At 71.4% G+C, this 22177-nt stretch carries 10 protein-coding genes and 2 pseudogenes; 4 read left to right on the top strand and 8 right to left on the bottom strand.

The features are described 5' to 3' along the window. Position 1: 1 nt before the first annotated feature. The 8 genes and pseudogenes from ACTJJX_RS31460 to pchR form a co-directional block, all read right to left on the bottom strand. A complete protein-coding gene (locus ACTJJX_RS31460; RefSeq protein WP_003107348.1) occupies positions 2-283 on the bottom strand; it encodes a protein FptB in 282 nt (93 codons plus the stop codon). Further along, positions 283-2445, bottom strand: a complete 2163-nt coding sequence (gene fptA / locus ACTJJX_RS31455) for a Fe(3+)-pyochelin receptor FptA (protein WP_016852428.1) — start codon at positions 2443-2445, stop codon at positions 283-285. Before fptA ends, ACTJJX_RS31460 begins: the two co-directional genes overlap by 1 nt. A 91-nt stretch (positions 2446-2536) precedes the next feature. Next, the gene (gene pchI, locus ACTJJX_RS31450) at positions 2537-4261 is read right to left on the bottom strand and encodes an ABC transporter ATP-binding protein PchI (RefSeq protein ID WP_010793470.1); all 1725 of its coding nucleotides are present in this window, start codon (positions 4259-4261) and stop codon (positions 2537-2539) included. Next, positions 4258-5942 (bottom strand): annotated as a pseudogene (gene pchH / locus ACTJJX_RS31445) (ABC transporter ATP-binding protein PchH). Before pchH ends, pchI begins: the two are co-directional and overlap by 4 nt. After that, entirely contained in the window at positions 5939-6988 is a 1050-nt protein-coding gene (gene pchG / locus ACTJJX_RS31440) for a pyochelin biosynthesis thiazoline reductase PchG (protein ID WP_016852427.1), read from the bottom strand. The pseudogene pchH and the gene pchG overlap by 4 nt, the downstream one beginning before the upstream one ends. Beyond that, positions 6985-12414, bottom strand: a complete 5430-nt coding sequence (gene pchF, locus ACTJJX_RS31435; RefSeq protein ID WP_016852426.1) for a pyochelin non-ribosomal peptide synthetase PchF — start codon at positions 12412-12414, stop codon at positions 6985-6987. Before pchF ends, pchG begins: the two co-directional genes overlap by 4 nt. Then, positions 12411-16717 (bottom strand): annotated as a pseudogene (gene pchE / locus ACTJJX_RS31430) (pyochelin non-ribosomal peptide synthetase PchE). The gene pchF and the pseudogene pchE overlap by 4 nt, the downstream one beginning before the upstream one ends. A gap of 193 nt (positions 16718-16910) precedes the next feature. After that, a complete protein-coding gene (gene pchR / locus ACTJJX_RS31425; protein WP_003106955.1) occupies positions 16911-17801 on the bottom strand; it encodes a pyochelin biosynthesis transcriptional regulator PchR in 891 nt (296 codons plus the stop codon). 229 nt (positions 17802-18030) lie between these two features. Here pchR and pchD point away from each other — a divergent pair, with 229 nt between their 5' ends. From pchD to pchA, 4 genes are read left to right on the top strand one after another with little or no spacing between them, the layout of a single operon-like run. Beyond that, a complete protein-coding gene (pchD, locus tag ACTJJX_RS31420) occupies positions 18031-19674 on the top strand; it encodes a pyochelin biosynthesis salicyl-AMP ligase PchD (protein WP_016852424.1) in 1644 nt (547 codons plus the stop codon). Further along, complete coding sequence (gene pchC, locus ACTJJX_RS31415; protein ID WP_003114687.1) at positions 19671-20426, top strand: pyochelin biosynthesis editing thioesterase PchC; 756 nt, start codon at positions 19671-19673, stop codon at positions 20424-20426. The genes pchD and pchC overlap by 4 nt, the downstream gene beginning before the upstream one ends. Further along, on the top strand, positions 20426-20731 hold the full coding sequence (gene pchB, locus ACTJJX_RS31410) for an isochorismate lyase PchB (RefSeq protein ID WP_003106950.1): 306 nt from the start codon (positions 20426-20428) through the stop codon (positions 20729-20731). The genes pchC and pchB overlap by 1 nt, the downstream gene beginning before the upstream one ends. After that, positions 20728-22158, top strand: a complete 1431-nt coding sequence (pchA, locus tag ACTJJX_RS31405; protein WP_003114686.1) for an isochorismate synthase PchA — start codon at positions 20728-20730, stop codon at positions 22156-22158. The genes pchB and pchA overlap by 4 nt, the downstream gene beginning before the upstream one ends. Positions 22159-22177 lie beyond the last annotated feature (19 nt).

The raw sequence follows: 22177 nt of genomic DNA, 5'->3' as shown, positions 1-22177 counted from the left end.
TTCAACCGCGCCCCGCCAGCAGCCACAACGCCAGGCCCAGTACCAGCAGGCTACCGCCCAGGCGCCAGGCGAAGTTGCCCGGACCACGCGCCAGCAACCCGCCGACAAGCAGCAACAAGCCCACCCCGAGCGCGCCGAAGAGCCCGGCGTAGAGACGCTCGAGCGGGTCGTCCAGGGGCAGCCCGCGAGTCAACAGATAGCCGCTGGCGGTCGCCGCCGCCAGGCTGCCGGCGAGCGCCAGCGGAACCCGCCAGGCCCAGCCGAAGCCCGACTGGCGCGGCATCAGAACGCGCCCCGCAGGCTGACGTTGAAGCTGCGCGGTTCGCCGTAGCGGTTGTTCCAGTTGGGGTTGGACAGGCTCTGGTAGTAGGTCCGGTCGAACAGGTTGTTGACGTTGACCGCCGCCGTCCAGTGCTCGTCGATCTTGTAGCCCAGGCGCATGTTGACCAGTGCGTAGCCGCCCTGGCGCATGCTCACGCCGCGGTAGTCGACGCTGTAGTCGCTCTGCGCCTGGAGTCCGCCGCCGACGCTCCAGCGCCGATCCTGCCAGGGCAGGTCGTAGTTGCTCCACAGGCGCAGCAGGTGCCTCGGGGTGAAGGTGGAGTAGCGCGTCCCCGAGTCGTTCTGGCTGTCCTTGAGGTACTCGGTGCTGGTGTAGGTGTAGCCGGCCGAGAGACTCCAGTAGGGCGTCAGGTAGCCGGTGCCTTCCAGCTCGAAGCCCTGGCTGCGCACCTTGCCGCCGCTGATGTAGAACGGATTGTTGGGCGGCCCCGGATGGTCCGGGTCTTCCTGCGGATTGTTCTCCAGGTCGATGCGGAACGCCGCCAGCGACAGGTTCAGGCGGCCGTCGGCCAGTTCGCCCTTGATCCCGGTTTCGTAGGTCTTGCCTTCCACCGGGCTCAACGGCTCGCTGTTCCAGGTCTGGCGATCCGCCTGCGGCTGGTAGACCTCGGCGTAGCTGACATACCACGACCAGTCCCTGGCGAAGTCCCAGATCAGCCCGCCGTAGGGCGTGAACTGGCGACCGGGCTTGAAGCGGGTGGCCGGGGTGTCCTGGTCCCACCAGCTTTCGCGGCCGCCGACCACCAGGGTCAGCGGCTCGGCGAGCTTGATCCGACCCAGGGCATAGAGGCCTTTCTGGGTGGTGGTGGTGGTGCCCGGCGAAGTGTACTGGCCGATCTGCGGGCGCGGCACGCCGTGCGGGTCCCAGCGGTAGACATTGACCGGGGTGTTCGGCAGGTTGAGGAAGCGTGCGGTGTCCTGGCGGGTCTCGCCCTGGGCGTAGGTGACCCCACCGAGCAGTTCGTGGGTCAGGCCGAACAGTCGCACCGGCCCATTGAGGTTGGCGTCGAGGCTGCGCTGGATGCTCTTGAACTTGTAGGCGGCGCCCGTCAGCTGGCCACCGTCGCCGGTCTGCGGGTCGATGGCGCCGAAGGAGCCGGCGTAACGCAGGCGCGAATCGGCTTCCTGGTATTCGGCGCTGACCTTGCCTTTCCAGCCGCCGCCCAGTTGCTGTTCGAGGGAGCCGAAGGCGCGGTAGGTGTCCCACTTGAAGCGGTCCCAGTCGACATCGAGGTAGGTGTCGCGGGACAGCCCGAGATTGGACCCATCCTTGGCCATCGGTACCCCGGCCATGTTGGTGATCGAGTCGATGTGCTGGTATTGCGCACCGACGGTGAGCAGGGTGTCGGGGCTCAGGTCGAACTCGGTCACCCCGTAGAGCAGGCGGGTGCCCTGGTCGGCCACGTCGTAGAAGTAGTCGCGGTCCTCGTAGGCGGCCACCGCTCGGCCGCGCACGTTGCCGCTGGCGCTCAGCGGGCCGCCGACGTCGACCTCGGCGCGGTAGCGGTCCCAGCGCCCGGCGCTGAGGGTAGTGCTGGCGGCGAATTCGCGCTGCGGCCGCTTGCGCACCAGGTTGACGGTGGCCGCCGGGTTGCCGGTGCCATGCAGCAGTCCGTTGGAGCCGCGAAGGATCTCGACCCGCTCGTAGATCGCCATGTCCTGCGGCGAACTGGCAGTATTGCCAAGCAGCGTCGGCACCCCGTCCAGCTCGAAGGAGTCGACCTTGAAGCCGCGCACGTAGTAGGCGGTGGTCAGCAGCTGGAACGGCTGCACGGTGACCCCGGTGGCCTGCTGCATGGCTTCGTCGAGGCTGAACAGATTCTGCTGTTCGAGGCGCTCATGGTCGATGACGCTGGCGGACTGCGGCAGCTCGCGCGGCTTGAGCGGCACCTTGCCCAGGGTAGTCACCCCCGGCGGCTGGGTGGCAGACGTGCTTTCTCCGCTGATCACCATGTCCGGCAGTTCCGTCTCGCCGTCCTTGCGCGCGTCGGCCACGGCCGCGGCCAGCGGACTCAGCGCCAGCAGCAGCCCCAGGCACAACGGGGTGTGCCGATTGCGGGCGATGCCCTGGCGTCCCTTGATCACCTTCGTCTCCGTTTTCATCGTTCGAACAGCCTCGGGGGATATACGATTTGATAATGCTTATCATTATGAAGAAATCGTCTCCGGGGCTTTTTCGATTGCCGGTCTTTCTCTATCGATCCACGACCGTCGCGGAACTTTCCTCGCCCGCCAGCCCGACGAAACCGGCATACCAGTCGTCCCGGACGAGCAGATCGGCGTGACGTCCGCTGAGGCGCAGGCGCCCCTCCTCCAGCAGCAGTACCTGGTCGGCCTGACGCGCCAGCGCCGGGCGGTGGGTCACTACCAGCAGGGTGCGCCGGCCGCGCAACCCGAGCAGGCTGCGCAGCACCTGCGCCTCGCTGGCGGCGTCGAGGCTGGCGGTGGGCTCGTCGAGCAGCAGCAACGGCGCCGTCGAGAGCAGCCCGCGAGCCAGGCACAGGCGTTGCCGCTGGCCGCCGGACAGCAGCGCGCCGCCGGGACCGACGTCGCTGTCCCAGCCCTGCGGCCAGGCCTCGATCTCTTCCAGCAGGCCAACCGCCCGCGCCGCCTCGCGCAGCGCTTCGAGATCGGCGTCCGCTCGCGCCATGCGCAGGTTCCAGGCAACGCTGCCGCGGAACAGGCCGTTGTCCTGGAACACCAGGTTACGATTGGCGGCGAGGGTCGTTTCGCTCAACCGGCGGATATCCACGCCACCCAGCAGGACACGCCCGGCATCGACGTCGTAGAGCCGCCCGAGCAGCGCCAGCAGGCTGCTCTTGCCGGCCCCGGAGGGTCCGACGAGGACGTTCAGCGAACCCGGCTCCAGCCTCAGGGAAATGTCCTCGAGCAAGGCGCGGCCATCTTCCAGGCGCAATTCCACGGCCTCGGCCGCCAGGCTGGCGTCGTGCGGCCGCTCGCCCGGCTCGGGGCTGCGCAGCGGAGCCAGGGCGAAAACCCGCAGCAGGGTGTCCAGCGCCTGCCAAGCGCCGCGCAACGCCTGGTCGAGATGGGTGAGCTGGGCCAGCGGCTCGATGAAGCGCACCAGCAGCACCAGCACGGCCACCAGTCGCGCGCCGTCCAGCCATTGCCGCTCCACCGCCCAGGCGCCGCCGAGCAGGGCGAAGGCGAACGCCGCCTGCACCGCCAGGGCGAAGCCGAGGCCGCTGGGCAGGCTGCGCCGCAACAGTTCCAGGGTGCTGCGGTGGAGACTGCGCAAGGCCTCTTCCAGCCCCTGGCGGGCGACGCTTTCGCGCTGCGCCGCGCGCAGCAGTGGCTGGCGTTCGGCGAACGCCTGCAACTGCCGTGCGGCGTCGCGCTCGGCGGCCAGCCGGGCATCCTCCGCCGCCAGATTGCGCCGCCCGCTCCAGCGCAACAGCGCGGCGAGGAAGGCACCAGCAAGGAGCAGGCCGAGGGCGATGGACGGGTCGATCAGGAACAGCCCGAGGATCACCCCGAGCGGCGTCACCAACGCGGCGATCAGCGGCCCCAGCAGGTGCGCCGGAATGCCCATCGCCTGCATCACCGGGCCGCGCAGCAGGCCTTCGGCCGGCGCGACCCGGCGCAGCGCCGGCGGCGCCAGGCGCGGCAAGCGCGCCACCAGGCTGCGCACCAGTCCAGCCGCCAGCGAGCCGCCGGCGGCGAAACCGCGACGCAGGGCCAGGTACTGCAACAGCGCCTGCGCCAGGCTCAAGCCGAGCAACGCGGCGACCCAGCGCCAGGGCAACGCGCCTTCGGCGAACCAGGCCTCGACCAACGGCACCAGCAATACGCCGCAAGCGGCGTCCAGCAGCGCCGCCAGGACCGCCCAGGCGCTCGCCCGGCGCAACGCGGCACGGCAGTCTTCGGGCAGCGCACGCATTCGTTCGAACAGGGTCATGCCGCCACCTCCGCGCCGTTCTGTTCACGCCACAAGCGCGCATAAGCGCCGTCCGCCGCCAACAGCGCCGCGTGCTCGCCGCGTTCGACCAGACGGCCAGCGACCAGCACCAGGATCAGGTCGGCATCGCTGACTTCGGCCAGACGATGGGCGACGATCACCCGGGTCCGGCCGCCGCCACGCTCGCGCAGGTTGCGCAGGACCTGCCGGGCGGTCTGCGGATCCAGCGCCGAGGTTGGCTCGTCGAGCAGCAACAGGCGCGCCGGCGATAGCAGCGCACGGGCCAGGGCCAGTCGTTGCAGTTCGCCGCCGGACAGTTGCAGGTCGCGTCCCGGCACGCTGTCGTAGCCACGCGGCAGGGCCATGATGCGCTCGTCGAGGCAGGCGTCACGGGCCGCCTGGCGAATCTCCTGGAGATCGGCATCGGGGCGGAACAGGGCGATGTTGTCGGCCAGGGATATCTCCAGCGCCGCCGCCTGCTGGCCGACCAGCGCGATATGCCGGTGGCGCACGGCATCGGGCATGTCCTTCAGTGCCAGGCCGCCAATCTCCAGTTCGCCGCGCTGCGCGTCCATGTAGCGCGCCAGCAGGTGCAGCAGGGTGCTCTTGCCGGAGCCCGAGGGACCGACCAGGGCCACCAGGCTGCCATCCTCCAGCTCCAGATCGATATCGGCCAGGACCTCCACGCCTTCATAGGCATGGCCCAGGCCGTGCAGCGCCACCGCGCCATCGACCGGCTCGCGGGTCGAGCGGCCCTCGACCAGCGGCGCCTGGTCGAACACCTGCTGCAGGCGCTCGGCGGNCCGTGGCCGAGCGCCTGCACCGGGGCGGCCAGGGCCCGCAGCAGGAGCAGGAAGGCACAGGCCTGGCCGAGCGCCAGCGGCACGCCGAGGGCATCCAGGGCCAGCGCGCCGAGCAGGACCCAGGCCAGCAGCCAGGGCGTCGACAACTGCACGTAGACCAGCGCGGCGAGGTGGCCGACCCGCTTCACCCAGGCGCCGAACGCTTCGCCGAAGGCCGCCGCCGACGCCTCGGCGCCCTGTTGTATGCCGGCGCCGGGGTACTGTCGGGCCAGCAGCAGGTTGTGGGCGAATTCGCCATAGTCCGCCGAGAGCCTTTCCAGCGCGGCGTTGCGCCGCAGCACCAGGTCGCGATAGCGCGCCGAGCGCAGCAGCAGGAAGCCGGCGGCGGCCAGCACCAGCGGCAGCAGGCAGAACAGCAGCAGCCAGGGGTGCAGCCAGGCCAGCCAGAGCAACGCGACGAGCGGCACCACCAACAGGTTGCTGAGATCGTTGGGAGCGTGCGCGATCAGTTGGTGCAGGGCCCGCACGTCCTGCTCCACGAGGCGCGCCACGCCGTCCGGGCCCTGGCGACCGAACCAGTCCAGCGGCAGCCGTTGCAGGTGCGCCAGCAGGCGCAGGCGCAGGTCGTTGCAGAGGTCCGCGTCGACCCGGTGGGCCAGGTGCGCGGCCAGCGCCTGGCAGCCCAGCCAGGCCAGCACCGCCAGCAGCACCAGGGCCAGCAGGGCCGGCTGCGCCTGGCCGCGCGCCAGCGGCTCGGCGAGCCAGGCGAGAAGCATCCAGGGCAACAGCGAGCAGAGCCCGGCCAGGGCCTGCAACCCCATGGCCGCCGCCAGCCGCCAGCGATAGGTGCGCAGCAGGCGCCACAGCACCGGGGTCACGAGGCTTGCTCCAGCACCTGTTCCAGGCTCGCCGGCGCCAGCGACGCCGGCGGCGCCTCAGGGAAGCCAAGGCACTCGCCGATCCGCTGCCACAGGGCGGCGACCTCCAGGCTGCGTTGGTTGCGCCGACGCACCTCGTCGCCGTCGGCGAGCAGCGCCAGCGCCTCGGCCGCCGCCGCCGGCCACAGGCGCTGGTGCACCTGGGCCCAGCTGCACGGTTCGGCATACCAGAGCTGGGCGCTGGGCAGCGGTTCGCCGGCTATCTCGTCGAACAGCGCGAACAGGCCGTCGTCATCCTCTGCCGGTACCGCCACCGCAGGCGTCCACAACAACGGGCCATGGGGGCTGAGCAGGCTCAGCGTGCCGCGATCGGTGGTCAGGCTGACGCGCTGCAACAAGGTCATGCGCCCGTCGTCGGCGGCCGCCAGTTCGTTGAGCACGAGCAGGCTCAACGGCACTTCCGCCAACACCAGGGACAGCCCGCGCATCGCCGACAGGTCGTTCGAGGGCGACTCCAGCGACCAGGGGCCAACGCCCTCCAGCAACGCGGCGAGGATGTCCAGGGTGGCGAAACCGACCTGCACCCCGCAGGCCGCGTCCAGGTAGCGGATGCCGCGCCGGCGATGCAACTGGCGGCCCAGCTCGATGAAACGCGCCACCGCCGGCAACTGCGGATAGAAGGTGTTGAGCAGGCAGCGCCGGCCCAGGCGCTCGGCGCTGCGCAGCAGGTCCTGCCATTCGCGCGGCAGCAACGGATGCTCGATCAGCACGTCGATGCCACGCGCCATCAGCGCCTCGGCCAGCGCCGGGCCCTGCTCGCCGCGTGCCGCGCCGCCGACCGCGACGCAGGCCAGGCGGACATCGTCCGGCAACGCCTCGACCTCGCACCAGGTCTCCACCCCGAGGCGCTCGGCCAACGCCCGCGAACGCCGGCGGCCCTGGCCAAGGATGCCGCGCAGGACGAAGCGCCGATCGGCGGCGACGCCGGCGGCATAGAACTGGCCGAACCGGGAACCGGCGACCACCACGGAACGGACGTCGCTCATCGGCTCGCCTCCTCTGGCATGGGTTTCGACAGGGATTGCGCCAGGGCTTCGCCCAGGCAGTCGAAGTGCCCGCCGGGCACCTCGTGGATGCCGCACGCGCCGAGCGCGGCGGCCCGCCATTGGGTCTCCAGGGCCTCGGCGTAGCGCGGCACCAATGGGTTGCCGGCGTCCGGCACGAACAGCCGCAGCGCGCCGACGTAGGGCTCCGGCGCCTCGGCCTGGCTGGCACGCACCGAGTGACAGAACAGCCGGTAGAGGGTGTCGCGTTCGACGCTGGCGGCGTCGGCGCTACCACTGGCCGCCTGTAGCACGCGGCCGCGCAGGGCGACGAGATCGGCCAGGCCCGGTAGCCCCGCCAGCGCCTCGGCGCCCAGGCGCTCCGGTGTCTGCGCGAGCGCCGCCTGCACCGCCTGGCCGAGACGTTCCGGCGCGGGGAAGCCGAGCGCCGCGGTATCCAGGCCGAGGGTCGCGGCGAAGCTGAACAACAGCAGGCGCTCGTCGTCCACCCGGTAGGGAATCCGGTAGCTGGAGACGATATCCAGTTGGCGCACGCGCACCCCGCGCTGGACCAGGGACTTGGCGGTCTCCAGGGCGACCAGCCCGCCGGAGCAGTAGCCGAGCAGGTCGACCTCGCGTAGCCCGGCGCGATGGAGCGCCTCGGCGTAGCGGCGGCCGAGGCAGGCGTTGAGATGCTCGGCGGGGATCGCCAGGTAGGCGTCGCTGTCATGCACGGCCAGGCCCAGCAACGACCGCCCCTCACCCAGGGCGCGAAGCAGCGGGCGGTACGGCAGTAGCGTGCCGAGGCCTTCGTGGACCAGCACCCGCGGCACGCCCTCGCCGGGCACCAGGCGCACCAGCGGGTCGAGCGCCACCGCGCCCTCGGCGAGCGGTGCGCGCGACATGCCGGCCTGCGCCGGGGCGACGCCGCGCGCCGCGGCCAGGGCTGGCCCACGGCCCTCTTCCGGCGCGCTGCGCAGGCGTTCGGCCAGGCCGCGCGGCGTCGGCTGGCTGAGCGCCCAGCGTAGCAGGCGATCGAACGGATGCCGACGGGCGCTTTCCAGTCGTTCGCGCAAACGGGCGATCAACTGGGCGATCAACAGCGAGTCGCCGCCAGCCCCGAAGAAGTCTTGCTCGACGCCCAGCGACGGGTTGTCCAGCACCTCCCGCCAGAGTGCCAGCAGCGCATTCTCCAGTTCGTCGGCCGGTGCCTGCGCGACGCCATGCCGAAGGTCCGCCTGGGGCTGGCGGGCAAAGCCGGTCAGGGCCTTGCGGTCGATCTTGCCGTTGCCGGTGACCGGCAGGCGTTCGAGCACGCGCAACTGCGCCGGGAGCATGTAGCGCGGCACCCGCGCTTCGACGAAGGCCAGCAGCTCGGCCGGCTCCAGGCGGGCGCGGTCGGTCTTGCAGCGAGCCAGCAGGACATCGTAGCCAAGCAGGTCGAGAGCGCTGCCCGGCGGCACCACCCCACAAGCCAGGTCGCCACCCTGTGCCGCCAGCCACTCCAGCCATTGCCCGGTGTGGACGAACAGTTGGCGGCGCTCGTCGCGGAGGTCGCACGGGTTTTCCATCATCAGGCTCTGGCTGACGCTGATCTCGTTGTGCTCTCGCGTCAGTTCCTGGATCACCAGCCAGGCGTCGGCGCTCAGCAACTCGCGCAGGCCGGCCAGCAGCGCCGGGGTGTCCAGCGCGTTGTTCAAGGCCCCGGAGCTGAGCAGGATATCCACCGAGTGCGGCGCCACGCCCTGGTCGAGAAGATCGCCGTTCATGTCGAAGCGGCCGAAGCGTACCCACGGCTGGTCGGCGAAGCGCTCGCGGGCGGCGGCGAGGAAGTAGCTGGAAACGTCGGTGAACAGGTAGTCCACCTCCGCCCCTCGCTGCACCAGCGGCGCCAACCGGGCGATCACCGTGCGGCTGGCGGCGGCGGTGCCGGCGCCAAGCTCCAGCAGGCGCCAGCGCCGTTGCGGCTGGCGCTCGACGATGGCGGCGATGGCCTCGGCCATGGCCTCGTGCAGCGCCTGGGCATGCAGGCCCTGGCTGTACATGGCCTCGGCGATGCGCGCCGAGCCCTGCGGGAACATCAGCGCCGCCGGGCTGATCCGCCCGGCCAGTTGCTCGCCGAGGGATTGCGCGCTGTCACGCAGGTAGGCGACCAGCTCGGCCGGCCAGAGCGCCGCCGGCGCGCAGCCGGCGAACGCCGTCCAGGCGTCCTCCGGACTCTGCGCGGGACGCTCGGCGCAGCCCAGCCAGCCCTCGCCCTCGGCGCGCAGGTAGCCGCCCTCCTCCAGTTGGCGCAACCAGTGGCGCAGCAGGCGCTGGCGCGCCTCGGCGATACCCAGGCGCTGGCACAGGGTGGCGAAGTCCAGCGGCGTCGCACTGGCGAACAGACCGCTGCCGGCCAGCCAGGCGGCCAACGAGGCGAGGCAGGCACGGTCGAGTGCGGCCACCGCCGCGGCGATGCCCTCCTCGCTGCCCCAGTCGCGGCGCAAGGCCTGGGCCGCCCGCTGGCGCACCGCGTCGAGCGCCGTACGCGGATCCTCGCCAGCCTCCGCCGGCGCATGCAGGGTGACGAAGCTGGCCAGGCTGCGCTCGTGGGTCTCGCCGAGCACCACGGTGGCCGCCAGGTTGACCTGCGGATGAGCGCACAGCGCGGCGTCCAGCTCGGCCAGTTCGATGCGGTGGCCGCGAATCTTCACCTGGTCGTCCTCGCGGCCGAGGAACTCGATGCTGCCGTCGGCCAGATAGCGGCCGAGGTCGCCGGTGCGATACAGGCGACGGCCATCGGGGTGACGGACGAAGCGTTCGGCGGTGCGCTGCGGATCGCCGGCGTAGCCGAGCGCCAGGCCCACCCCGCCGATATGGATCTCGCCGCGCACGCCCGGCGGGCAGCGCCGCCCGCGAGCATCCAGGACTTCCACGCTCTGCCCGCGCAGGGCACGGCCATAAGGGATGCTGGCCAGCTCGGTGTGCTGCGGGCGGATCGGCTGCTCGATCGACCAGATCGCCGCCTCGGTGGCGCCGCCCAGGCTGAACAGCGCGCTGTCCGGCCAGCGCCGCCACCAGCGGGTCGGCAGGCTGACCGGAATCCAGTCACCGGACCAGAGCACGCAGCGCGGTCCCGGCAGGTGACGTTGCGGCTCGCTCTCCAGGTAATCGATGAGCATCTGGCCTTGGGCCGGCACCGAGTTCCACAGGGTGATGGCGTGGCGTTCCAGCAGTTCCGCCCAGTGCGATGGATCGCTGCCGCGCGCCGGGTCCGGGAGGACCACCTGGGCCCCCGCCGCGGTGGCGCCGAAGAAGTCGTAGACCGAGAGGTCGAAGCTCAGCTCGGCGAGGCCGAGGACGCGGTCGTTGGCGTCGACGCCGTAGCGCTGGTTGATGTCGAGCAGCGTGTTGCTCACCGCCGCATGGCTGAGCATCACGCCCTTTGGCGTGCCGGTGGAGCCGGAGGTGTAGATCACGTAGGCGAGGTCGTCCGCCGCCACCTCCGCCGCGGGCGGTGGCGGCCAGGCGCTGTCGGCGGCCAGCCGGTCGATGGCCACGCAGGCGCAGCCGACGTCCGGGACATCGCTTTCCAGGCAGACCAGCGCGACCACTTCGGCGCTGGCGAGGATCGCCTGGCGCCGCAGCGGAGGCTGGCGGATGTCCACCGGCACATAGGCGGCGCCGGCCTGGAGGATGCCGATCACCGCGACCAATTGCGCGGCGCTTTTCGGCAGCATCACCGCGACCCGCCGGCCACGGCCCGCGCCGTGCGCTTCCAGGACGCGGCGCAGGGCGCTGGCGTGCTGGGCGACCTGGCGGTAGCTGTAGCTGCCGGCGGCATCGTGGATCGCCGTGGCGTCGGGGGTCAGCAGGGCACGCTCGGCGAAACCGGCGGCGATGCTCCGGGCACTACTGGGCAACGCCTGCGGCGGCGCCTCGACGGGTTCCGTGGCATCGCCGTCGGTCCAGGCGCGCGGGCTCTGCGCCAGGCGCCGGAGCAGCTCGACGAAGTCGTCGAACATGGCTTCCGCCTGGCCCTCGGGGAACAACCCGAGGCGTACGTCCCAGCCGATCTCCAGGCCGCCGAACTGGTCGGTGACCTGGCAGTCCAGCCAGACCTGCGGGGTCTGGCTGATCATGTAGCGTGGCGCGCGCGGCGCCTCGCCATCGCCGAGCAGGCGCTGCACACTGCCGATGCCACTGGTGAACACCACCGGCATCAGATCGGCGCCGCGACCACGCCGGCGCGCCAGTTCGCGCAGCAGGTCGACGCCGCTGAAGGTCGGGTGGTCGAGGTCGTCGAACATCTGCTCGCCGATGCGTCGGGCACGCTCGACGAAACTGTCGCCGTGGCGGCTGCCCACTGCCAGCAGGCTGAGCGCGGTGAAGTCACCGAGCACCTGCGCCAGCTGCGGATGCAGCGGCGGCCGGTTGAGTACCGTCAGGTTGAGACAGAACGCCGGTGCCTGGCTCCAGCGACCGATGGTCTCGGCGAAGGCCGCCAAGGCCACGCCGGCAGCGCTCAGGCCGTGTTCGCCGGCGCGCGCGCCGAGCGCCTGCCAGGCGGCCTCGTCGAGGCGCGCGTGGAAGTGCCGGAAGCGCGTGGACCGGGTGTCCGGCTGCACCCGCAGCGGCAGGTCGGGACGCCCCGGTAGCGCGTCGAGACGCGCCAGCCACCAGTCGCGGTCGCGCTGCCAGGCTGGCGACTGGCGTCGGCGCTGCTCGACGCCGACATAGTCGCGGAAGGTCGCCTCCAGCGGTTCCGCCGTCCATTGCGGATCGAGATAGCGGCGGCGCCATTCGCCAAGCAGCAATTGCAGGCTGGCGTAGTCGACCAGGGTGAAATCCACCGAGCAGTGCAGTACGCAGGCATCCCGGCCGATACTCAGCTCGGGGCGCAGGACCGGCCACTGGTCGAGCGCCGCGCAGGCGTGGTCGAGGCGTTCGCGGACCCGCTCCAGGTGCGCCTGGAAAGCGGCCTCGTCGAGCCCCGCGCAGGCATGCACGGTCAGCCGCTGCCAGGGCACCTCGGGCAGCACGCGCTGCCAGGCGTTGTCCTCGATCACCGCGCGCAGCATCGGGTGGCGCTCGACCATGGCGTTCCAGGCCGCCTCCAGGCGCGCCGGATCGGTGTCGGCCGGCCAGTCGTACTCGGCGTACAGCTGGCAGGCGTTACCGCCGTAGTCGAAGGCCGCCTGGCGGCCCAGCACGTAGGCGGCCTGCACCGGGGTCAGCGGGAAGCGCTGGTGGGCCAGGTCGGGTTCGGCGCGCCAGCCAGGGCCGCCTTCCAGGTGTTCCAGCAGGGCCTCGCGCTCGGCCCGCAGGCGCTCGGCGAGGCCGGCGTCGAGGGCGCCCTGGGGGGCGCGATAGCGCAGGCGGCCCGCCTCGCTCCAGAGTTCGATGCGCCGGCTGCGGCAGGTTTCCAGCAGTTCGCCGAGGCTCATAGCACGCCCTCTTCCAGTTGGGTTTCCTCGATTTCGACGGTCTGCGCCTGCAAGTGGCGGGCAAGACCGGCCAGGGTCGGCTGGCGATAGAAGTCGGCCATGCCCAGGCGTACGCCGAAACGCTCACGTATGCCGGCCAGCAGGCGGGTCGCCAGCAGGCTGTCGCCGCCGAGGCTGAAGAAGCTCGCCTCGCGACGACGCACCGGGCGTTTGAGAACCGCTTCCCAGCACTCGGCCAGCGCTTGCTCATGGGCTTCCAGCGGCTCCTCCGCCGAGGGCTCGTGACGACACTCGCCGAGTGCGCGGGTCATGCTCTCGGCCAGGCGGCGACGATCGACCTTGCCATTGCCGTTCAACGGCAGGCTTGGCAGGCACCACAGGCGTTCGGGCCGCATCGCCTGGGGCAGGCGTTGCTCCNGAGCGCGGCGGCGTCGAGCCCGAGTCCCGGCGCCAGCGCCTCGACCAGGGCGAGCCGTTCGCTGCGCCACAGGCAACGCGGCGCCAGTCCCGCAGCGGCGAGATCGGCCAACAGGCTCGGCAACTCCGCCAGGCGCAGCGGCCGGTCGTCGAGCAAGGCCGCACCGAGCAGCGCCAGTGGCGACTCGCATAGCAGGTCCACCAGCAACAGGCGGCCCTGCGGGCGCAGCAGCGCCGCCGCCAGCGCCAGGCCTTCGCGGCTGGCCTCGTAGGCGTGCAGCGCGGCGAAGCTGATCACCCGGTCGTAGCGACCGAGGTGCTCGGCAGGTAGCAGGCCGTCGTCCAGCGCCTGCACCACGATCCGTTCCGGCAAGCGGGTGGCGGCGGCGTCGAGGAGGACGCGGCTGCGTTCGAAGAGGGTCAGTTCCAGCCCCGGGCGCAACAGCGAGGCCATGCCCTGGTCGAGCCAGAGCCCGGCGCGGGTATCCAGCACCGCCACCCGCAGGCGTTCGCCGGCAGCCGGCGTCGGCAGCGCTTCGAGCAGGCGCGCCAGGGCCTCGCGGCCGTCCGGCAGGCGCGCGGCCACCGCCTGCGGCGCCAGCCAGGGATCGAGGAGCAGCGCGGCCGGCGCCTGTTCGCCGGCGAGCAGGCCGCGCAGAGCGTTGCCCATCGCGGTCAGCCCCGCGGCCTGCCAGCCGAGCCGGCGCAACGCCTCGTCGAGCGACGGCAGCGCGCTGGCGGCGGAGTCCGCTAGCCAGTCCAGCCAGCGCCGGCGCAAACCGTCGTCTAGCTCCAGCGGCGCCTCCAGCAGCGCGCCGAGGATTTCCCGGGTGAGTACCGCCTCGGCCTCTGCCAGGCCGGCGAAGGGCTGTGCGGCCGGTAGTTCCATGGAGCCTTCGGCCCGTGGCGCCAGGCGCGGTACCAGCACCGCGCCGAGGCTCGCCACGCCACCGCCGAGCACCGCCGCGCAGGCGCTCTCCACGCCAGCCTGGGCGCACAGCGCGGCCTCCACCTCGCCCAACTCGATGCGCTGGCCGCGCACTTTCACCTGCTGGTCGACCCGACCGAGGAATTCCAGGGTACCGTCGCCCCAGTAGCGACCGCGATCGCCGGTGCGATACCAGCGGCCCTGGGCATCGTGGACGAAGCGCCGGGCGCTGAGTTCGGGATCGTTGCGATAGCCGCGGGCCAGGCTGGCGCCGCCGATCCACAGCTCGCCGACCACCAGGTCCGGCACGTCGCGCCCGTGGGTGTCGACCACCCGGTAGGCCTGTCCCGGCAATGGCCGGCCGTAGGGAATCGAACGCCAGTGCGGCGGCACCGTATCGACGCTCTGCAGGTTCGACCAGATGCCCGCTTCGGTAGCGCCACCCAGCACATGCAGGCGGCAGCCTTCGGCACAACGTGGGCGCAGGCGGCCGGGCAGGTCCAGGGCCACCCAGTCGCCGGACAGCAGCACCGCCCGCAGACTGCGATAGTCGGCCTGGCTCGCCGGCAGGCTGAGGGCCATCTCCAGCAAGGCCGGCGCCGAGTTCCACAGGCTCACCGCATGCCGCTGGATAGCCTCCGCCCAGGCAGCGGCATCGCGCGCCTGTTCCTGGGCCGGCAGGACCAGGCTGGCACCGGCGCCGAGGCCGCCGAACAGGTCGAAGACCGACAGATCGAAGTCCAGCGCGGAGACCGCCAGCAAGCGATCCGATGCGTTCACCCGCAGCAGGTCGAGCAGCGCGTCGATGGTATTGATCGCCGCCGCGTGGCTGACCTCGACGCCCTTGGGCACCCCGGTGGAGCCCGAGGTGTAGATCACATAGGCACTCGCCTGCGGCGCCAGCGGCACGGGGGCGGCCAGCGCCGGGCCGCGCAGCAGGCGCTGGACATCCAGGCGCGGCGGCAAGGCCTGCGGATCGTCCTCCTCGGTGATCGCCAGGCATACCCCGGCGGCCTCTTCGATCAGGCGCCGCCGTGCGGGCGGCTGGTCGATGTCCAGCGGCACGTAGCAGGCGCCTGCGGCGAGCACGCCGAATACCGCCGCGACCTGCTGCGGTCCGCGCGGCAGGCTGACCTCGACCGCGTCGCCAGGGCGCACCCCGGCTTCGCGCAGGCCGCCGGCGATGCGCAGCGCACGCTCGGCCAGTTCGCCGCGGGTGACACGTTGGTCGCGATAGAGCAGCGCGTCGGCATCCGGCGCCTCGGCGGCGCGAAGGAAGAAGTCGCGATGCAGGGTGCGCGCCGTGGCGCATGCCGGCTGGCCGTTGAGCAGGGCCCGGCGCGCCTGCTGCGCCCAGGGCAACGGCAGATCGGCGGGCTGCTCCCAGGCGCTGTCGCAGAGACGCTGGAGCAGCCCCACGTAGGCTTCGAACATGGTTTCCGGCAGACCTTCGGGGAACAGGCCGACGACGCTGTCCCAGGCCAGCAGGATACCGTCGCCCACCCGGTAGAGCTGGTGGTCGAGCCAGACCTGCGGGGTCTGCGAGAGCATGTCGTGGAGATCGCCGAAAGCGTCGCGGAAGGCCGCCGGGACGAAGCCCTCCTCGCCCAGGTTGCTGGCGAACACCACCGGCGCCGAGCGTGGCTGGCCCTGCCGGCGCGCCTCGCGGAGCACCTCCAGGGCGGGGAATGCGGCGTGGTCGATGGCTCCGTGGAGGTTGCGCTGGAAGCTCTTCACCGCCTCGGCGAAGGACACCCCGGCCTGCATCCGGCACTCCAGCAGCAACAGGGTGGTGAAGTCGGCGATCACCTCGCCGATACGCGGGTCGTCGGCATGCCGATCGAACAACGGCACGTTGAGGAGAAATTCCGCGCTTTCGCTCCAGCGCGCCAGGACCAGCGCGAAGGCGCAGCCGAACACGCTGGACAAGGTCACGCCATGCTGCGCGGCAAGACGCTCCAGGCGCCGGCTCTCGCCGGCGGAAAGCTGGAATGCCAGGCGCCGGGTGCGCGGCTGGCGGATGCTTTCCGGCGCGCAGGCCAACGGCAGGGCCGGCGCGTCCGGCAAGCGCGGCAGGCGTTCCAGCCAGTAGTCGCGGGCCCGCGCCGCGGCCTCGGCGCGTTGCGCCGCACGGCGCACCAGGTAGTCGGCGAAATGCAGCGCCGGCGGCTCCGCCAGGCGCTCCGGCGCCAGGTAGGCAACGCCCAGTTCGGCCAGCAGCAGGCGCAGGCTTTCGACATCGGCGGCAAGCAGGTCGAGACTCAGCCAGAGGCGATCCTCGCCGCCCGGCATGCGCACCAGCCCGAGCAGGAACACCTGGCCGCGCTCCACCGCCAGGCATTCATGGGCGCGCCAGTCGCGCAGCGCCTGCCAGTCGCGCTCGGCCTCGTCCACCTGTAAGGTGCGCCAGTCCTGCAGGTCGAAGCAGGACAGCGGCGGCGTCGGAAGGATCTGCTGGCGACCGTCGAGGAAGCGCGCCCGCAACATCGGGTGGCGTTGACGCACGCACTCCGCCGCCGCGGCCAGGCGCTGCGGGTCGACATCCCGCGCGCGGAATTCCAGGAAGGCATGGCAGCTGACGTTGCCCAGCACCTCGCCGGCGCCACGTCCCAGCCAGTAGGCCTGCTGCACGGAAGACAGCTCGAACGGCTGGTCGCGATCCTGCGCCGCCGGCAGCGCGACCGTTGCCGGGGCGGACAGCCGGTCCGCGCAGGCCAGCAGGTCGAGCCAGGCCCCCAGGCAGGGGCGCTGCGCCAACTGGGCGAAGTCCAGCGTCGAGCCACGCGCGCGCAGGCGTTCCTGCAGGTACATCAGGCGGATCGAGTCGAGGCCGCAGCCCAGCAGGTCGTCGTCGTCCGCCAGGGCGCGCACGTCGGCAAGCGGTTCGCCGAGCAGGTCGGCGAGCTGCTCGGTCAGCCAGTCGCGCAGGGCGGTACGGGAATCGGGGGGCAGATCCATGGGGGCTCCCTAGGGCAAGCATCTGAAGTCGGTTGCCAGTTCCTGGCAACGATTATCAAATGCGACCTTATCTCACTTGCCTGGGAGGCCTGGCCGGCAATGCTTTAGACAGCCGGACTGTTTCGTTAGATGCAGCGTCATCCCGCAGCGGCGACGCCCCTCCCGTGGCCGGGTCGGGGGTCGTCGCGGAGACTCAGCGGATCTCGCTGGGGGAGATGCCGTAGCGCTTGCGGAAAGCGATGGAGAAATGCGCCGGGCTGTAGCCCACCCGGTAGGCCACCGTGGAGACGTTCGCCTCTTCGTCGCAGAGCATCCGGTGCGCCTCGCGCAGGCGGTACTCCTGCAGGTAGCCGAATACGCTGGCGCCGAACACCTTGCGGAAGCCGGCGGTCAGCTTGCGCGGGTTCATGCCCACGCGGCTGGCCAGCGTGTCCAGCGACGGCGGCTCCTGCAAGGCGCCGACCAGCAGGTCGCGGGCGGCGTGGATGCGCTCGACCTCCGAGCAGGTGATGCGCGGCTCCTCGACGGGGCGCCCCTCGCCGGAAAGGAACTGGGCGCTGAGCGCGGCCAACTCCAGGGCCTTGCCGCCGAGGTAGAGATCGCGGGTCGGACCGAGCATCTGGCAGGTGGCGATCTGCGAGGCCAACGCCTGCATCGCCCGCGGCGCCGGGCAGCTCATGATCCGCGGATCGCCGCCGGGGCGGCGTATCAGTTGCTCGGGCAGCCAGCCGAGGCGGCTGTCCAGGGCTTCGACGCCGAGCTGGACGATGGTGTAGCGCAACGGCTTGTCGGTGCCGTAGATCTGCGCCGAGGTGAAGTCGCCGTCGTTGGCGATGGTGCACAGGCTCGGCCCCTCGATGAGGTGCTCGGGCTGGCCGGGGATCCGGCAGCGCAACTGGCCGCTCTGCACGAGGATCAGGCGCAGGCCGCGCTCCAGCGGTTCCTCGAACCAGTCCTCGCTGGCCGAACAGAAGGTTCCGGTCACCAGCTTCATGTTCGGATCGATGTGCGCGACGCCGGGCCGGTTGCCCGGTGCCGGCGCGGCGGCATCGGCCTGTGGCGGAGCAATGATGGTGATGGTCATCAGGTTTTCCTGTAGCCCGGGCGCTGCCGACGCGGCGACGCCTTCCTGGATACGTGGGGGCAGGGGGACTTTTTAGCGGAGATGGACAAAGCGCCCTGCACTCCGCCCCTGCAGCGAATGAAAAAGCCCCGCAATCGAAAGGCGCGGGCTTGCGCGGTCCCTGCCGCCCGCCAATGATAATAAATCTCATTTCCCAGCAATGGCAATCGACCGCATCCACGGAGATCGCATGACTTCCTCGCCCGCCACCCCATCGGCCGTCGACGACGCCCCCGACTGGCCCGCCGCCTTCGTCCGCCGCTATCTCGACGCCGGCCACTGGCAGGACCAGAACTTCGCCGAAGCCCTGGCCGCCAGCGCCGCGCGCCATCCGCGGCGGATCGCGCTCTGCGACGACGACCAGCGGCTCAGCTATGCCGACCTGCTCCAGCGCTGCCGCCGCCTGGCAGCCGGACTGCGCCAGGCCGGCCTCGCACATGGCGACACGGTAGTGCTGCACCTGCCCAACGGCATCGCCTTCGTCGAAACCTGCTTCGCCCTGTTCCAGCTCGGCGTACGCCCGGTGCTCGCCCTCCCCGCCCATCGCCAGCATGAGATCAGCGGTTTCTGCCGCTTCGCTGAGGCCAAGGCCTACATCGGCGCCGAACGGATCGACGGCTTCGACCCACGGCCGATGGCCCGTGAGCTGCTCGCCAGCGGCGCCTGCCGGATGGCGCTGATCCACGGCGAGGCCGAGGCGCCGCTGCAAGCGCTGGCACCGCTGTACCAGGCCGACGCGCTGGAAGAATGCGCCGCCCGCGCCGAGGATATCGCCTGCTTCCAGTTGTCCGGCGGCACCACCGGCACGCCGAAGCTGATTCCCCGGCGTCATCGCGAGTATCTCTACAACGTCCGCGCCAGCGCCGAGGTCTGCGGCTTCGACGAGCACACGGTGTACCTCACCGGCTTGCCGATGGCGCACAACTTCACCCTCTGCTGCCCCGGAGTGATCGGCACGCTGCTGGCCGGCGGCCGCGTGGTGGTCAGCCAGCGCGCCGATCCCGAGCATTGCTTCGCCCTGATCGCCCGTGAACGGGTCACCCACACCGCCCTGGTACCGCCGCTGGCGATGCTCTGGCTGGATGCCCAGGAAAGCCGCCGCGCCGATCTATCCAGCCTGCGTCTGCTCCAGGTCGGCGGTTCCAGGCTCGGCAGCAGTGCCGCGCAACGCGTCGCACCGGTGCTCGGCTGCCAGTTGCAACAGGTGCTGGGAATGGCCGAGGGGCTGATCTGCTACACCCGCCTGGACGATCCGCCCGAACGCGTGCTGCATACCCAGGGCCGGCCGCTGTCGCCGGACGACGAAGTGCGGGTGGTCGACGCCGAGGGCCGCGAGGTCGGCCCCGGCGAGGTGGGCGAACTGACCGTGCGCGGCCCCTACACCATCCGCGGCTACTACCGCCTGCCCGAACACAACGCCAAGGCCTTCAGCGCGGACGGCTTCTACCGCACCGGCGACCGGGTCAGCCGCGACAAGGACGGCTACCTGGTGGTGGAGGGCCGCGACAAGGACCAGATCAACCGCGGCGGCGAGAAGATCGCCGCAGAAGAGGTGGAGAACCTGCTGATAGCCCATCCGCAGGTGCACGACGCCACCGTCGTGGCGATGCCCGACAGCCTGCTCGGCGAGCGCACCTGCGCCTTCGTCATCCCGCGCCAGCCGGCGCCCTCGGCGCTGAAGCTGAAGCAATACCTGCACGCCTGCGGGCTGGCCGCGTTCAAGGTGCCGGACCGCATCGAGCTGGTCCCGGCCTTCCCCCAAACCGGCATCGGCAAGATCAGCAAGAAGGACCTGCGCGAGCGCCTGCGCCGCGAGCTGGAGGCCCGCGCATGAGCGCCGCCTGGGTCCGGCCGTTCCGCCTGACGCCGATGCCGCGCCTGCGCCTGGCCTGCTTCCCCCATGCAGGCGGCAGCGCCAGCTTCTTCCGTAGCTGGAGCGAACGCCTGCCGCCAGACATCGACCTGCTTGCCCTGCAGTACCCGGGTCGCGAGGACCGCTTCAACGAGGCGCCGGCCACCCGCCTGGAGGACCTCGCCGACGGCGCCGCCCTCGCCCTGCGCGATTTCGCCGACGCGCCCCTGGCGCTGTTCGGCCACAGTCTCGGCGCGGCGCTGGCCTACGAAACCGCCCTGCGCCTGGAAAGCGCCGGCGCGCCGCTGCGCCACCTGTTCGTCTCCGCCCATCCGGCACCGCACCGGCAACGCGGCGGCGCGTTGCACCGCGGCGACGAGGCGGCGCTGCTGGAGGACGTCCGCCGCCAGGGTGGCGCCAGCGAGCTACTCGAGGACGCCGACCTGCGCGCGCTGTTCCTGCCGATCCTGCGCGCCGACTACCAGGCGATCGAGACCTACCGACGGGCGCAGCCCATCGCCCTGGCCTGCGCCCTCGACGTCCTCCTCGGCGAGCACGACGAGGAAGTCAGCGCCGCCGAGGCGCAGGCCTGGAGCGACGCCAGCCGGACTCCCGCCAGGCTGCGGCGCTTTCCTGGCGGCCACTTCTACCTGAGCGAGGGGCGCGACGCGGTGATCGAGCACCTGCTGCGCCGCCTCGCACATCCCGACGCCCTTTCCCGAGAGGTTGCATGATGAAAACTCCCGAAGACTGCACCGGCCTGGCGGACATCCGCGAGGCCATCGACCGGATCGACCTGGATATCGTCCAGGCCCTCGGCCGCCGCATGGACTACGTCAAGGCGGCGTCGCGCTTCAAGGCCAGCGAGGCGGCGATTCCGGCGCCCGAGCGGGTCGCCGCGATGCTCCCCGAGCGCGCCCGCTGGGCCGAGGAAAACGGACTCGACGCGCCCTTCGTCGAGGGACTGTTCGCGCAGATCATCCACTGGTACATCGCCGAGCAGATCAAGTACTGGCGCCAGACACGGGGTGCCGCATGAGCCGGCTGGCGCCCCTGAGCCAGTGCCTGCACGCCTTGCGCGGCACCTTCGAGCGCGCCATCGGCCAGGCGCAGGCGCTCGATCGTCCGGTCTTGGTGGCGGCGTCGTTCGAGATCGACCCATTGGACCCGCTGCAGGTATTCGGTGCCTGGGACGACCGGCAAACGCCCTGCCTGTACTGGGAACAGCCCGAGCTGGCGTTCTTCGCCTGGGGCTGCGCCCTGGAGCTGCAAGGCCACGGCGAACAGCGCTTCGCCCGGATCGAGGAAAACTGGCAATTGCTCTGCGCCGACGCCGTGGTCGAGGGCCCGCTGGCGCCGCGCCTGTGCGGCGGATTCCGCTTCGATCCGCGCGGCCCGCGCGAGGAACACTGGCAAGCCTTCGCCGATGCCAGCCTGATGCTCGCCGGCATCACCGTGCTGCGCGAGGGCGAACGCTACCGGGTACTCTGCCAACACCTGGCCAAGCCCGGCGAAGATGCCCTGGCCCTGGCCGCCTACCACTGCTCGGCGCTACTGCGCCTGAGGCAGCCGGCCAGACGCCGGCCCTCGGGGCCGACCGCTGGCGCGCAGGGCGACGCTTCGGCGCAGGAGCGCAGGCAATGGGAAGCCAAGGTGAGCGACGCGGTAAGCAGTGTCCGCCAGGGACGCTTCGGCAAGGTCGTGCTGGCCCGCACCCAGGCCCGGCCTCTCGGCGACATCGAGCCGTGGCAGGTCATCGAACACCTGCGTCTGCAACATGCCGACGCCCAGCTGTTCGCCTGTCGCCGCGGCAACGCCTGCTTCCTCGGCGCCTCCCCGGAACGCCTGGTCCGCATTCGCGCCGGCGAGGCACTCACCCATGCCCTGGCCGGGACCATCGCCCGCGGCGGCGATGCCCAGGAAGATGCGCGGCTCGGACAGGCCCTGCTGGACAGCGCCAAGGACAGGCACGAACACCAGTTGGTGGTGGAGGCGATCCGTACGGCCCTGGAACCCTTCAGCGAGGTGCTGGAAATCCCCGATGCGCCCGGTCTGAAACGACTGGCGCGAGTCCAGCACCTGAACACGCCGATCCGCGCCCGCCTCGCTGACGCAGGCGGCATCCTGCGGCTGCTGCAGGCGCTGCATCCGACCCCCGCGGTGGGCGGCTACCCACGCAGCGCGGCGCTGGACTACATCCGCCAGCACGAAGGGATGGACCGCGGCTGGTACGCCGCGCCGCTGGGCTGGCTCGACGGCGAAGGCAACGGCGATTTCCTGGTGGCGCTGCGCTCGGCCCTGCTCACGCCGGGCCGGGGCTACCTGTTCGCCGGCTGCGGTCTGGTAGGCGATTCGGAACCGGCCCACGAGTATCGCGAAACCTGCCTTAAGCTCAGTGCCATGCGGGAAGCTCTATCCGCCATAGGCGGCCTGGACGAAGTGCCCTTGCAGCGCGGCGTCGCCTGAAAACGAAGACCCCCTGCGG

This window comes from Pseudomonas sp. 22490 (genome assembly GCF_052044465.1).
Lineage (GTDB): Bacteria > Pseudomonadota > Gammaproteobacteria > Pseudomonadales > Pseudomonadaceae > Pseudomonas > Pseudomonas aeruginosa.
The sequence above is the reverse complement of the archived record's forward strand: the minus strand, read 5'-3'. Positions and strand labels throughout refer to the sequence as shown.

Coding starts and splice junctions, on each gene's coding strand:
- pchG (WP_016852427.1), bottom strand. CDS start 6,988: ATGAGCGACGTCCGTTCCGTGGTGGTCGCCGGTTCCCGGTTCGGCCAG.
- pchC (WP_003114687.1), top strand. CDS start 19,671: ATGAGCGCCGCCTGGGTCCGGCCGTTCCGCCTGACGCCGATGCCGCGC.
- pchF (WP_016852426.1), bottom strand. CDS start 12,414: ATGAGCCTCGGCGAACTGCTGGAAACCTGCCGCAGCCGGCGCATCGAA.
- pchA (WP_003114686.1), top strand. CDS start 20,728: ATGAGCCGGCTGGCGCCCCTGAGCCAGTGCCTGCACGCCTTGCGCGGC.
- pchB (WP_003106950.1), top strand. CDS start 20,426: ATGAAAACTCCCGAAGACTGCACCGGCCTGGCGGACATCCGCGAGGCC.
- ACTJJX_RS31460 (WP_003107348.1), bottom strand. CDS start 283: ATGCCGCGCCAGTCGGGCTTCGGCTGGGCCTGGCGGGTTCCGCTGGCG.
- fptA (WP_016852428.1), bottom strand. CDS start 2,445: ATGAAAACGGAGACGAAGGTGATCAAGGGACGCCAGGGCATCGCCCGC.
- pchD (WP_016852424.1), top strand. CDS start 18,031: ATGACTTCCTCGCCCGCCACCCCATCGGCCGTCGACGACGCCCCCGAC.
- pchI (WP_010793470.1), bottom strand. CDS start 4,261: ATGACCCTGTTCGAACGAATGCGTGCGCTGCCCGAAGACTGCCGTGCC.
- pchR (WP_003106955.1), bottom strand. CDS start 17,801: ATGACCATCACCATCATTGCTCCGCCACAGGCCGATGCCGCCGCGCCG.